The following is a 12,887-nucleotide window of genomic DNA, read 5'->3' on the forward strand; positions in this document are numbered from 1 at the left end:
ACGCGAGCGCGATCACACGGTAAAATTGTGCTCATGCTTACTGTCATTGGCGAAGCCCTCGTAGATGTTGTCCAGCGCCCCGGTGCCGAAACTGCCGCGCACCCCGGCGGATCCCCCATGAATGTAGCCGTGGGCCTAGCCCGCCTCGGCCACGATGCGCAGTTTATTGGCCGCTACGGCAAGGACGATCACGGCACGCTCATTGATGAGCACCTGCGTGCTTCGGGCGTGCACCTGCCGGTGGGTGCGGACGAGAAGAAGACCTCGGTCGCCCAGGCCACTATCGGTGAGGACGGCGCAGCTGACTACGAGTTCGACATCGACTGGTCACTGGACGGTGCCGTCGAGAAACTGGCGGATGTCGCCGCGGGAGCTACCGCAGTGCATGTTGGGTCTATCGGCGCCATGCTAGAACCCGGCGCCAGCACCGTACTAGAAACCGTACGCAGAGCATCTGCCAACGCACTGATTTCCTATGACCCCAACTGCCGGCCCACCATCGTCCCGGACGCCTCGGTAGCGCGCAAGTGGGCCGAAAGTATCGTGCGCTACTCGGACGTTGTCAAGGCATCTGATGAGGACCTACTCTGGCTCTACCCTCAGCGCTCTCTCGAAGAGTCAGCTAAGGCATGGCTGGAATTGGGTGCCTCCCTGGTGGTAGTCACTCGCGGCGAACTGGGCCCCTGGGCGATTACCCAAAAAACTAGTCCCGCCGGTGTAGCCATGCCTGCCTACCGGGTCGAGGTCGCTGATACCGTGGGTGCCGGCGATTCCCTCATGGCGGCCCTGCTAGCGGCTCTACTGGATCGCGGCATCGAAGGTAGGGGTGCTCGCGCTACTTTGCAACTGATGAGTAAAGACGATCTTAAGGAAATCCTCACCTTCGCCGCCACCGCAGCCGGTATCACCGTTTCACGTCCTGGCGCTAACCCACCCACCCGCGAAGAGCTCGAAGCGACTCTCGCTCGCTCATAACCCCACAAAACGAGGAGGCTTCAATGTTAAACCGTGAACCCTACGCCGACCTGCCTGACCTACCCACTTTTACCCTCACATCCACCGATATTCAGGATGGCGCACCGCTACCCAAGGCCCAGGTGTCGGGGATTATGGGCTGCGGGGGTGAGGACGTCTCACCGCAGCTTTCTTGGGAGGGCTTCCCCGAGAACACCAAGTCTTTTGTAGTTACTTGCTTTGACCCCGATGCTCCCACCCCCAGCGGCTTCTGGCACTGGACTGTCTCTCATCTGCCTGCTGATATTACAGAGCTAGCTACCGGTGCTGCAGAGAACCTGCCGGGAGGGGCTCTCGGGCACCTGAATGATGGTGGCACCCGTGGCTTTGTGGGTGCAGCCCCGCCCGCCGGTCACGGCCCTCACCGTTACATCTTCTGCGTCACCGCTGTGGATGTTGAGAAGTTGGACATCGATGAGAACGCCACCCCCGCCGTGGTGAACTTTAACCTCTTCTTCCACGGGATTGCTCGTGCCTTCCTGACCGCAACCCACGAAGAAAACTAGTTTCCCCACCGTGATAAAACTGATTGCCAGTGACCTGGACGGCACCCTTATTGGGCACGACTTTCACTTTCGCAAGCGAACCCTTGAGGCCCTGAGCGCCGCCCGGGACGCCGGCGTGCAACTGGTGGTTGTCACCGGTCGCCCTTTTCGCTGGTTAGACGGGGTGCTGGGTCAGTTTCCCGGCTATGACTCCTACGCTATTTGCTCTAATGGGGCGGTGACTTACCATGTGGGCAAAGGCAGAGTGGTAGCAACCCGTACCCTTGCAACACACACGGTTTTAGAGGCACACCAGATTCTAGAGCGTGAGTTCCCCACCGCTACTTTTACTGCTGAAACGGTCGATACTGTCTTTTTACAGGGGGATGTGAAAGTTGAAAAGGGTGGCCCCCTTGAAAATAGTGAGCTGGTCTGGGGCAACCTGGCAGAAATTTTGAGCCCAGATGCGCAGGTGGTTAAGTACCTGGTGCGAGTTGAGGGGTGTGATCCTGAGGGCTTGCTCCCGCGTGTGGCGAAACTGGTGAGGGAGCGAGTGTCAGTCACGCACGCGGTGCCCGGGGACCCCCTCATTGAAATGGCTGCACCCGGTTTGAATAAAGGGGCGGTGCTGGCTGATTTTGCCGCTGAGCGCGGTATCGAAGCGCATGAGGTTGCAGCTTTTGGTGATATGCCCAATGACTTGGAGATGTTGCAGTGGGCGGGTCACGGTTACGCGCTGGAATCCGGTTCGCCCTCTCTGCGCCAGGCCGTAGCGCGCACCTGCCCCGCATTTGACCAGGATGGCGTGGCTCAAATCATAGAGAAACTGCTAGCCAGAATGTCCTAAATATAGCCCTCTTGAGATGAGTGCCCCTAAGTTACTGGCGGGTAGTACTCTTATAAGAATGTCTACTAGGTCAGCAGCGCGCCGCTCTTCTCTTAACCAACCCCTTGATACCTTCGAAATTTTTGCCCACAGGGGCCTAGCTAAGGGGTGCACCGAGAATACTCTAGAGGCATTTGCGCAGGCAAAAGACGCCGGCGCCCACTGGCTCGAAACCGACGCTCATACCACCGCGGACGGGGTAGTAGTGGCTTTCCATGATCACACCCTCAACCGGCTTTTTGGCACCTCGGGCACGATTAAGGATGCTACCTGGGAGGAACTTAAAGACCGCGAGCTAGTCAGGGGCGGCAAGCTCGCCACCTTCGAACAGGTACTTCGCACTTTCCCCAGTATGTCGGTTAACGTCGATATTAAGGACGCCGCTACCGCAAAACGCATCGCCAAAATCACCGTGCAGGAAGGGGCTCAAGACCGTGTGCGTTTTGCGTCCTTCAAAGAAAAGCGTAAGCGGCGTGCTGTTCAGTGTGCAGCCCAGCTGGGTGCGCATATTCCATCGAGTGGTAGTGAGCTCGCTACCGCCCTCTTTTATCTGTGCAGCCGGGTGAGCTGGCGTCTGTGGCCTCTGGTACGCGCCGTGACCGCTCCCTGGATTAGCCCTTTCCAGTCCCTCCAGGTGCCCGTCACTCAAACGTATGCCGGTCTCACTTTTAGGGTCGCAGACCGTACCACCGTTGCTATGGCGCACCGCTTTGGCATGAAGGTGCATGTCTGGACGATTGATGATGAAGCGGAGATGCGCCGCCTGCTCGACCTAGGAGTAGACGGTATCGTCACTAACCGCACCGACCTGCTGGCAAAAATTCTGGCGGAGCGGGCAGCGTCCTAAGGCAGATTATGCGTGAAAAAGCGGGGCTAGTTCACAGTGAACTAGCCCCGCTTTGTATGGGTCTTAGCGGTGCGGGGCTTAGTGGGCGTCGCCCTTAGCTTCGCTGGGGGTGAGCGGCTCGGGGTGGGAGCCGGTAGCGCGCGCAATGGCTGCCATGAGGTGGTAGACCACCAGGGTTGCGGCGGTGCCCAGGGCAATGCCTGCGAACTGGAGATCCCCGATATCCCAGGTGTAGTCGGCAATACCCACAATCAGGGCCACGGACGCGGCGGTGAGGTTGACCTGGTTGGAGAAGTCCACGCGGTTCTCTACCCAGATGCGCACGCCCAGCATACCGATCATGCCGTAGAGGACGGTGGCGGCTCCACCCAGCACGCCTGCGGGGACGGAGGCAACGGCTGCACCGAAGACCGGGAAGACCGAGAGTAGCACTGCCACGATGGCGGCGACCCAGTAGGCTGCGGTGGAGTAGACCTTGGTGGCTGCCATAACGCCGATGTTCTCGGCGTAGGTGGTGGTACCGGAGCCGCCGCCAGCGCCTGCCAGGGTGGTTGCCAGGCCGTCAGCCATCAGGGCACGGCCGGAGTAATTGTCTAGGTTCTCACCGGTCATCAGCGCCACCGATTTCACGTGGCCAATGTTCTCAGCCACCAGCACTAGGATGACGGGGATGAAGAGACCGGCCAGGTTCCAGTGGAATTCGGGGGCCTGGAAGTGGGGCAGGCCGATGAGACCTTCGGTGTCCCATGCCTGCTGGATTTTACTGAAGTCAACTTCACCGCGAACAACTGCGGTGATGTAGCCGATGATGACACCCAGCAGAATGGCCAGACGGCCGATCATACCCTTGAAAATCACCGAGATCAGGATGATGGAGACCAGGGTCGCTAGTGCGGTGACGGGGGCTTCCATAAAGTTATTCTTGGCGCTAGGTGCCAGGTTAAAGCCGATCAGTGCCACGATAGCGCCGGTGACGACCGGGGGCATGAGCCTGGTGAGCCAGCCGGTGCCGGCGAACTGCACAATGGCGCCTACTAGGAAGAGGCAGACACCTGCCATAACGATGCCACCCAGTGCGCCGCCGGGGCCGTACTGGTTAGTTGCCGCTGCCAGTGGGGCGATAAAAGCGAAGGACGAGCCCAGGTAGGAGGGCACGCGTCCTGCGGTAATCAGCAGGAAAAGGATGGTGCCAATACCCGAGAAGAAGAGGGTGGTGGCGGGCGGGAAGCCGGTCAGCAGGGGCACCAGGAAGGTCGCGCCGAACATGGCAACCACGTGCTGGGCACCAATGCCGATGGTGCGGCCCCAGCTGAGGCGTTCGTGGGGGCGGACGACGCCGCCGGGGGTGATATTTTTACCGTCGCCATGCAGCGTCCAGGCGAAAGGGGAGCGAGAGGTCACAGGGTGTCCCAACCGTAGTGTAATGAGTGTAAATCGTCCTTAGTTTACTCTGCCGCTGCGCTACAGGGGTGCAAGAGCGAGAGTGAGCTTGAGCGGTTGGGAATCTCTTTACGAGCTGATGCAGGCTAATCTTTCAGGATTTCAGGTAGCATACCGAGATTATCGAGCTGCCGCACCACGTAGATTGCGAGTAGGTTACTCAGACATACCTGGTATTTGCGTGTTCCTTCTTCCCTGATCAACAGGTTTTGGGAAACCAGCTTCTTGAGGAATTGACTACGGGTGGCAGAGGAACCGGGTATCAAGTCAGCAACGTCACCCGATTTGGCTACACCAAGTTCGGCGACCCGTAGCAAAACGGCAATCTGGCTGTTAGTAATGTGATCGGCCTTGTAAGCACGTTCTAATGCAGGGGCATAAATATCGTTGAGAACCTTGGACTCATCAGAGAGATGAATGATGTGCTCTATATCCCGCTCGACGCCCTGAAGCACATAGAGGCACCACTGGATAATGCCCTGGTCATTAAGGTTATCTGCCTCGCTGAGCTTCTCGTAGTAGAGATTTCTGTCTGCCCCAAAAACAATAGTGGGATTCAGAGCCCGGTAACCGCTGACTGAGGTAAAGCCCTGTTTGATGAGCATGGCGTAGGTGAGCAGGCGCGCAACTCTGCCGTTGCCGTTGGTAAAGGGATGAATCCATACAAATCTATGGTGGGCGATAGCTGTCTGGAGCAGTTGGTTCTGAGGGAGCGTTTGCTGGTTGATGAAGTCGACCAGCTCGTGCATGTCAGCTGATACTGATTCAGGCCCGGGAGGCGTGTGTGCGGACTGCGAGATGCCTACATGCGTTGTGCGGTAGCCGCCTGGCGTTTTGTCACCTTCTCTGCGTAGACCGTCAACCGCTATGGTGTGAAGCGTGCGGATAAAATGCTCGGTGAAGATGAAGTCTTCACCCACGTTTTCATCGATGAACTGGCTTGCTGCTTCGAGGTTGAGGATTTCTTGAATACCGTCATCAGCGGTCGGGTTGCCTGCTGATGTGGCGGTCAGGGCCTCCACGATGGTGGTTCGGTTGCCTTCAATCCGGGCTGAGAGCACGCTTGAGAGATGTCCAAAGAGACGGCGTAGCTCATCCAGCAGAGGACTTTCTGACCCCTGTGAAATTTTGAGCTGAGTGCGTAGACGCTCGAGTCTCACTACCGATTCAGCCAGAGGAGAGGCAAAAGAGAAGTCGGGAATGTTGATTGAATCCATGAAACTATTTTATATCGTTCAACTCATTATTTAAGTGGATGAATGATTTTACCCCTAAAAATCAAGGAACGACCAGTTAACCTACAGATCATTATTTAAGTTCGTGGTTCTGGTTATTTAAAAGTTTTGCTTTTGAGAGTCGTAGGATGTTGATATGACTTCCCCTTTAGATTCTCTAGCCGCGCTTGATGGGCTGGTTTTGAACTCGTCCCAGGCTGCAATAGTTGCCGGTGTAGAGAGAGCGGTTGTACCTACTTGGGCTAAGAGGCATGCGGACTTTCCCACAGCGCAGAGGGGCGCCAAGACCCTATATTCTGCGCTTGAGTTTGTAGAGTGGTGCGCGAAGCGTCCTGCCCAAAAGCCGTTAGAACAGATATTGGCAGATGCCGCGGTGCTGGGTGGTGCAAACGAATGCTCGGGTTTAGCCAGCAAAGAGCAGATGCATGCCTTTCTAGTTTTTAGCATTATCTATGAGCAGATTGAATTCCGTGCAGACGAGCGTCCAGCAGCCTTGCTGCGCAGGTGCGCTGCAAAATCCCAGTCTCTAGCAGAGCTGGTAAAACCTTACCTGCTCACGATGAGCACCGGAATCTATGAGGTTTTGAACAGAGTGGGAGCCCTGGTTGCCCGGTATTCTGAAGAACCTCTGAACTCTTTCCAACTATTTCTTGCCGTGAATGAGCGCGGCTCTAATGAGTCTATGCACGGGCTCGTTGGGGAGTTCCTCGCTGATCTGCTGAGCGAACTTGGCACTGGGCTTCACTTCCATTTTCCTAAGTCTTCTAACGATGACATTTTAATTCAGCTGGCGCAGGTACTTGTGGCCAATAACCCCGATGGGGTGCAGAGCATTAGCTTTGCTGAGGACGTGAAAGAAAATAATGGGCTTCTGCGCTTATTTCAGGTCTTTTTATCAGCTGATAGTCTCTATAGCTCCTACCGGGAGAGGCAGCTTGAAGAGGCCCAAGATGCTTCTACCATCGTCACCTACCTACCTCTGACCAGGCGGGACGCCACCTACGAGCTTTACTGGAAAGAGCTTAGCCAGGTTGTAGACGGCTCCCCTGAGGGCGTGCCGATTGTAGTTTTGGGTAGGTCTGATCTACTAACCAGCCCAGTACGTGATGGCAGCCAAGTTAGTAGCGCACACACGGATATGTTGCGCTATGGCCACATGGTTGCTGTGGTAGATCTTGGTCCGGGAGTCTTGCGATCTGAATCGAACGTTCCTCTGGCAGTGGCAATTTTCGAGAACCACAGAGTTGGTCCGGATAACCGGCCTCGGGTTGCTGTGCTCGACCTTGGTGGTGGGCTGGGCCAGAGGGACACCCGTTGGCGGGCCGTCATACACGATATGGGTGCTCTGGTGCAGGAGGACTGGTCTTCTGCCATGCACAGTTCAGTCGGGGAACATACGCTGGTCAGCGGTCAATATGTGGTGTGGCGGGAAATTTCTGAGCACGGAGCATATAGCCATAAAAGCGTGGCGAAGCCCGGGCAACAGAGAGTGAGTGTTATTAACTCTAAAGTCAGGGAGATTCAGACAACCAACCTGCAGCCTCTGAGTTTGGATTGGCGTGTAGCTGAGACCGTGCAACAGAAGCACCCTACTATCGCAGAGCTGATAGGCCGGAGAGCTTTTAAGCGGGTGCCGGGCTATGCCCAGTCCACGCTCCCTGCGGGTTTGGTACGCACTGTTGAAGCTAAGGACGGCGGCGCCTGGGTGCGTCTGCTAGATGAGGACAGCATGGCAAGGCTGGGCAGAGGGACCACTGTGCCCACTGCTTTTAGGGCGCTGAAAGTGGCTGATCTGGCGCAACTTGGTAACTCAGCCAATCTGGCCCTGCCGGGGGACGTAGTGGTCTCTGAGCATAGTGCTGAGACATTCGTAGTGGGGGCTGAGTTTGGTCTGGTGCTGGTCCAAGCCCCGCTCTTTATTTTGCGTAGCGCAGATGAGAATCCTCAACAGGTCGCACTTAGCAGCGAGGTCTTTGCGCGGCTGGTGCGGGCTGGTTTGCAGGAACAGAAACTAGCCGGTGCTCAGAAGGCTCTAGCGAAAGAAGTGAGAGTGCCACCTGCTGTGCTGAAAGCATTTACAGGTGCTGTTGCTGAGAATGACTCCCTGGAAACAGAGCTGGCAAAGATTAAACATCAAAGGCAGGCGCTCGCTGAGCGTCTGGCTGCCTTGGAAGAGCTGGAGCAGCAGACTCTTGCTGGCTTGTCAGAAGGAACCATTACCTTCCTTGAAAAAGGCATATAGAGCTAATGATACGGGGGCGTATCAGTAGCTACTCTATCTTTGCGAGCTTTTCCGTGAGAATCTTAATTCAGTTTAGTTCACTGGTTCGTACCGGTGCATAGTGAAAAGAGGTTGAGTTAATGGTTACTCGTAAGGCTACTAAGTCTGCTGCTACTACTCCCGCGGAGCTGCGGGATCTGATGTGGAAGGCAGCTGATAAGCTGCGTGGTTCCATGAATTCGTCGGACTACATGAATTTTGTGTTGGGACTTATTTTTCTGAAGTATCTCAGCGATAGTTTTGATGAGCGCGCTGAGGCTATTCGCGCCGAGATCGCCGAGGATGGATTCGAGGGCCAGGAACTTGAGGAAGAGCTGGAAGCTTATCTGAGCGACCCGGATGAGTTCTACAGCGCCAGTGTTTATTTTGTGCCGGAGAAGGCTCGCTGGGGTTTCATTGCTCAGCAGGCTAAGAGTGGCAGCGTGGGTGAACTGCTTGATGCTGCCATGCGCGAGATTATGGACGCTAACCCACGTCTGAATGGTGCCTTGAGCGAGATTTATAACCGGGAGAACGTAGACCAGACCCGTCTGGCCGGCTTGATTGACCTCTTTTCTAATGCCGATTTCAAGGCAATGCGTGAGGATACCGGCCGCTCGTCTCTAGATATCTTGGGTGAGGTCTACGAGTACTTCTTGGGCCAGTTTGCAGCTAAGCAGGGACAGCGCGGCGGTGAATTCTACACTTCGCGATCGGTGGTGCGCACCCTGGTGGAGATTCTTAACCCGGTGGATGGCAAACTCTATGACCCCTGCTGTGGTTCTGGCGGCATGTTTGTGCAGTCTGAGAAGTTCGTTGAGGCCCACGGCAAGCAGTTTCAGCAGGAGAAGGGCTATGAGCCATCACTAACTGTGTATGGGCAGGAGTACAACGACCAGACCTGGAAGCTAGCGCGCCTGAACCTGGCGATTCACGGTATTTTTGGGCACCTGGGGGACCGCTGGGGCGATACTTTCGCTGAGGACCGCCACGCTGGTGAGAACTTTGATTTTGTGATGGCTAATCCTCCCTTCAACTTGAAGGAGTGGAGCCGCCGCACTGATGATCCGCGCTGGAATTTTGGTGTGCCCCCGGAGCGCAACGCTAACTATGCCTGGTTGCAGCACATTTGGAGCAAACTGAACGCTGGTGGCTCAGCTGCTGTGGTGTTGGCGAACGGGTCGATGACGTCTAATGCCGGTGGTGAGGATGAGATCCGCCGGGCGATGGTGCAGGGCGATGCAGTGGCTGCCATGCTGGTGCTACCTGCCAACCTGTTTACGGGTACAGCGATTCCGGTGTGCGTGTGGGTGCTGGCTAAGGATAAGTCGGCGGGTAAACGTGGCACTAGTGAGCGTAAGGGCGAGATGCTCATGATCGACGCCCGCAGTTTGGGCCGCATGATTGACCGTAAGACGCGCGTGTTTGACGATGAGGATATTCAGAAGATTGCTGGTGCTTGGCAACGTTGGCGTGGTACCGACTCAGAGCTCAATACAGGGGTCTACGAGGATGAGCTGGGTTTCTGTAAGTCAGTAACGGTTGAGGACATTGAAAAGCAGGAGTGGGCGCTTGCCCCGGGCAGGTACGTGGGTTCTGCTGCGGTGGAGGAAACCGGCGAGCCAGTGGATGTACGTATTGCGCGTCTGCGGGTGACTTTGGCAGAACAGTTTGCGGAGTCTGCGCGCCTGGCTGACGTGGTGCAGAAGCACCTGGCGTCGCTGGACTTGCCGGACGTGCCTGCTGAGGTCGCCGCTACTGAAAGCGAGGGGGCGTAAGCATGGCGCTGGAACTGACTCAAGAGCAGAAGGACGCCGGCTGGCTGTCAGGAACTTTAGAAGAATTTCTGACGCTCATTATTGACCATCGAGGTAAGACACCTAAGAAGCTGGGGGGTGACTGGAGCGAATCAGGTCATCGGGTTATTTCTGCTATTAATATGAAGAACAGCAGAGTAGACGGCAATGATCACCACTATGTTGACGATGAAATTTTTGCTAAATGGATGAAAATTCCCGTCGCTGTTGGGGATGTATTCCTGACGTCTGAGGCTCCAATGGGAGCAGTGGCTTATATTTCTGACCATGAAGCAACGGACTGGGTTGTTGGGCAACGGATTTTTGCTTTGAGAGCTGATGAAAAACAACTGCACGGTCGTTATTTGTACTACCTATTGCAGACTAACAATATGAAGGAGCAATTGGAATCTAGGTCATCAGGCACTACTGTTATGGGCATTAAACAGGCAGAACTTAGAAAAGTTGAGCTGATTCTGCAGCCCGTAGAAGAGCAGAAGCGTATTGCTGAGATTTTGGGGTCGGTGGATGACAAGATTGAGGCTAACTCCCGCCTCCTTGATTCCCTTTCAGAACTTGCGATTGCGGAAGTTGAACGGTTGGAATTATTTTCTGAGGAGCCAAATTCAGTTTTAGGAGATTTAATTACGTTTTCTCCCAAGGTCCCCAAACCAGATTCTGACACCTACCAGTTCATTGATATGTCTGTTTTGCCAACTACTGGACCCATAACAGGCGCTATCAGTCATAAGGAAAACTGGACTGGTAGCAAGTTTGAGGAGGGCGATACTCTCTTTTCTCGGATCACCCCCTGTCTTGAGAATGGAAAAACTGCGATAGCAATGGGTCTAGGCGACAAACCAGGGATTGGCTCAACAGAGTTCATCGTAATGCGCGCTTTAGAAGCTGGGAAAGAGCTACTCCCGTATGGCATTGCTAGAAATGAACGCTTCCGGGAGATTGCTATTCAGAAGATGACCGGCACCTCGGGCCGTCAGCGTGTGAAATGGCAGGACCTGGCCTCTACTCCTGTGAATGCCACTCGTGTCTCCGGGTTCCAACTTGGTAAAGCTGAATTTGAATTGATGCGATCATTCCGAGAAGAAAACATTTTGCTTGCCAGCATCCGCAACCTCCTCATCCGCCACCTGATTGGGTAAGTAAATGACTTTAGTCTCAGCTGCAGTTCTAGGCGCCTTTACTTTAGTTATTCTATACTGTCTTTTCCTAATCTTATACCTTGGGCCCGCTTACGGGGTTTCGAATTCTGAAATAAGAAAAATACGCCAAAAAATTAGAGAAATAACATTGCGGCAGTATGATAAATCTCTTATTAAAGCCGAGGCAGTAGATTATTTCGTCAGCTTAGAAAAAGTTCGGAGGCCAATACGTGACATCTCGCTGGAAAACATCGATGTTATTTCTAAAGCTGTAGCTGGAGAATCACTACAAGGGATTAGTAAAAAAGTTGAAGATCTTAGGAAGCGGGGAATATCCAAGGTTAGCGAAGAAATTGATGATGCCTTTGAATCTAATGAGTCATATAAAAAAATTTATAATTTGGTTAGAAGGAGAATCTTTCAGTATAGGGTCAAACATCATTTCTTGGGTACCTGGCTTTTTCTGACTGAAACCCTCCCTCGTATGTTAGATAGATGGGGTCGATATATAACTATCACGGCAGTCATTTCTGTTATTTCTGGATATTCCTTTTGGTATTTAAGTGGAGGTAGTGGAGAGGAATCGAAGTTGATCGATACAGCTGTAAATTTTCTGTCGTATGGAGCGCTGATTTCTGTGACGATTGCAATTGTATGTGAGGTTGCAATTGCGACACGTTCTGTATATTTGGATTATAAAAATGGCAACATTGGAAAGAGATATTATATGGGGCTTATTGCTGTTCTTGTTATTATATTTATTTTTTTCCTGGCGGCCTCACTCCTGTTTCGTCTTAACTTTATATCTATTTATTTCGCGGTGGCCGGTTCCTTGAATAATTTTAACCATGACTCTGTTGCTCTTTTGGCGGCTTTCGCTGTGGGGTTATACTTTCTCCTACGTTTTACTTCTAGGATGCTTAGGAGGAGCGCTTACCCGTTAAGCTGGAAACTATTTTGGTCTTCAGTTTCGTTGATGTCCTCGCTGATGTATTTTAGTTTAGTTTTTGACATTGATAAGCTTAATAGTTTATTTTTAATCATTTATTTAAGCATGTATTTCTTGTTTTTTTTCATACTATTTTGTTCCTGGCTTATCAAGAATATCGAAGTATTTATTGATTTAAGGAAAAGTAAATTTCGCGTAGGGATCGGGGGGTGGATTGCATTTATTGTTTCATTAATAGTTTTTTTGGTGGGTGTTATTCTTATCTTCTTAGCTTACTCCCAGGGTTCTGCTGTTCAAGGAGATGGCATGGTTGATGTCATGGAGGGCGCGTGGCCTCGGCTTCAAGAGTTGCTTAAATTTCTAGTGACAGCTTTATCTGGTATAGCACTTATCACATTTTCGGTCTTAATTCTAGCAGTATTCCAGTACGGGACAATAGAACGCCACAATAAATACAAAAAAGAACTATTATTTAAGGAGAGTGTTTTCTCATCGAATTTCTACAATGATAAAAGATTGTTAAAAGAACTTTTTAAGCCTTAGTGAGTAAAGATTTGATTATCTAGATTTCTTATACCAAAAGCATTCGGGAGATCTTATTATTCACGTAGGAAGATATTAATTGATTAGTTTTTTCACGGCTGAGATTAGTTTAGATGTGCTATGAGGCTGAGCCGCTGAACCTGGTATGAATTGAATCTCTAACAGCTAGGCCGTTCGGGATGGTGGGTTTATCGAGTTTTTCTCGTGAATGATTCTATATTATGAGGCTTATTCAAAAGGGGTCTTCTGGTGAAGCAAGATCAGCTCACCAA

Annotated in this window: 10 protein-coding genes; 8 read left to right on the top strand and 2 right to left on the bottom strand. The window is 52.9% G+C overall.

The features are described 5' to 3' along the window. Positions 1 to 33: 33 nt before the first annotated feature. From VVR27_RS10380 to VVR27_RS10395, 4 genes are read left to right on the top strand one after another with little or no spacing between them, the layout of a single operon-like run. Entirely contained in the window at positions 34 to 975 is a 942-nt protein-coding gene (locus tag VVR27_RS10380) for a carbohydrate kinase (protein ID WP_368548299.1), read from the top strand. Positions 976 to 998: 23 nt separating this feature from the next. After that, entirely contained in the window at positions 999 to 1,520 is a 522-nt protein-coding gene (locus VVR27_RS10385) for a YbhB/YbcL family Raf kinase inhibitor-like protein (RefSeq protein WP_368548300.1), read from the top strand. Positions 1,521 to 1,530: 10 nt separating this feature from the next. Continuing rightward, positions 1,531 to 2,346, top strand: a complete 816-nt coding sequence (locus tag VVR27_RS10390; RefSeq protein ID WP_368548301.1) for an HAD family hydrolase — start codon at positions 1,531 to 1,533, stop codon at positions 2,344 to 2,346. A gap of 58 nt (positions 2,347 to 2,404) precedes the next feature. Beyond that, positions 2,405 to 3,232: a glycerophosphodiester phosphodiesterase family protein gene (locus tag VVR27_RS10395; RefSeq protein WP_368548302.1), complete on the top strand. Its 828-nt coding sequence runs from the start codon at positions 2,405 to 2,407 to the stop codon at positions 3,230 to 3,232. A gap of 78 nt (positions 3,233 to 3,310) precedes the next feature. Here VVR27_RS10395 and VVR27_RS10400 read toward each other — a convergent pair whose 3' ends face one another. Then, a complete protein-coding gene (locus tag VVR27_RS10400; RefSeq protein WP_346871882.1) occupies positions 3,311 to 4,633 on the bottom strand; it encodes a solute carrier family 23 protein in 1,323 nt (440 codons plus the stop codon). 125 nt (positions 4,634 to 4,758) lie between these two features. Beyond that, positions 4,759 to 5,889 (bottom strand): Fic family protein, encoded by a 1,131-nt coding sequence (locus VVR27_RS10405; RefSeq protein ID WP_368548303.1) that lies wholly within the window; start codon positions 5,887 to 5,889, stop codon positions 4,759 to 4,761. A 154-nt stretch (positions 5,890 to 6,043) separates the two neighbouring features. Between VVR27_RS10405 and VVR27_RS10410 the strand changes: the two genes are divergently transcribed. The 4 genes from VVR27_RS10410 to VVR27_RS10425 all read left to right on the top strand — a co-directional run bounded on the left by VVR27_RS10410 (position 6,044) and on the right by VVR27_RS10425 (position 12,615). Continuing rightward, a complete protein-coding gene (locus VVR27_RS10410; protein WP_368548304.1) occupies positions 6,044 to 8,149 on the top strand; it encodes a hypothetical protein in 2,106 nt (701 codons plus the stop codon). A 119-nt stretch (positions 8,150 to 8,268) separates the two neighbouring features. Then, complete coding sequence (locus VVR27_RS10415) at positions 8,269 to 9,945, top strand: N-6 DNA methylase (RefSeq protein ID WP_368548305.1); 1,677 nt, start codon at positions 8,269 to 8,271, stop codon at positions 9,943 to 9,945. Positions 9,946 to 9,947: 2 nt separating this feature from the next. Continuing rightward, on the top strand, positions 9,948 to 11,123 hold the full coding sequence (locus tag VVR27_RS10420) for a restriction endonuclease subunit S (RefSeq protein ID WP_368548306.1): 1,176 nt from the start codon (positions 9,948 to 9,950) through the stop codon (positions 11,121 to 11,123). Between the two features lie 4 nt (positions 11,124 to 11,127). Next, positions 11,128 to 12,615, top strand: a complete 1,488-nt coding sequence (locus VVR27_RS10425) for a hypothetical protein (protein WP_368548307.1) — start codon at positions 11,128 to 11,130, stop codon at positions 12,613 to 12,615. Positions 12,616 to 12,887: the final 272 nt, after the last annotated feature.

Source organism: Rothia sp. LK2492 (genome assembly GCF_040946345.1).
GTDB classification, from domain to species: Bacteria; Actinomycetota; Actinomycetes; order Actinomycetales; family Micrococcaceae; genus Rothia; species Rothia endophytica.

Bases quoted from the DNA above. Each gene is read 5' to 3' on its own strand.
- VVR27_RS10415 (WP_368548305.1), top strand. From the start codon at position 8,269: ATGGTTACTCGTAAGGCTACTAAGTCTGCTGCTACTACTCCCGCGGAG.
- VVR27_RS10410 (WP_368548304.1), top strand. From the start codon at position 6,044: ATGACTTCCCCTTTAGATTCTCTAGCCGCGCTTGATGGGCTGGTTTTG.
- VVR27_RS10380 (WP_368548299.1), top strand. From the start codon at position 34: ATGCTTACTGTCATTGGCGAAGCCCTCGTAGATGTTGTCCAGCGCCCC.
- VVR27_RS10405 (WP_368548303.1), bottom strand. From the start codon at position 5,889: ATGGATTCAATCAACATTCCCGACTTCTCTTTTGCCTCTCCTCTGGCT.
- VVR27_RS10385 (WP_368548300.1), top strand. From the start codon at position 999: ATGTTAAACCGTGAACCCTACGCCGACCTGCCTGACCTACCCACTTTT.
- VVR27_RS10420 (WP_368548306.1), top strand. From the start codon at position 9,948: ATGGCGCTGGAACTGACTCAAGAGCAGAAGGACGCCGGCTGGCTGTCA.
- VVR27_RS10425 (WP_368548307.1), top strand. From the start codon at position 11,128: ATGACTTTAGTCTCAGCTGCAGTTCTAGGCGCCTTTACTTTAGTTATT.
- VVR27_RS10395 (WP_368548302.1), top strand. From the start codon at position 2,405: ATGTCTACTAGGTCAGCAGCGCGCCGCTCTTCTCTTAACCAACCCCTT.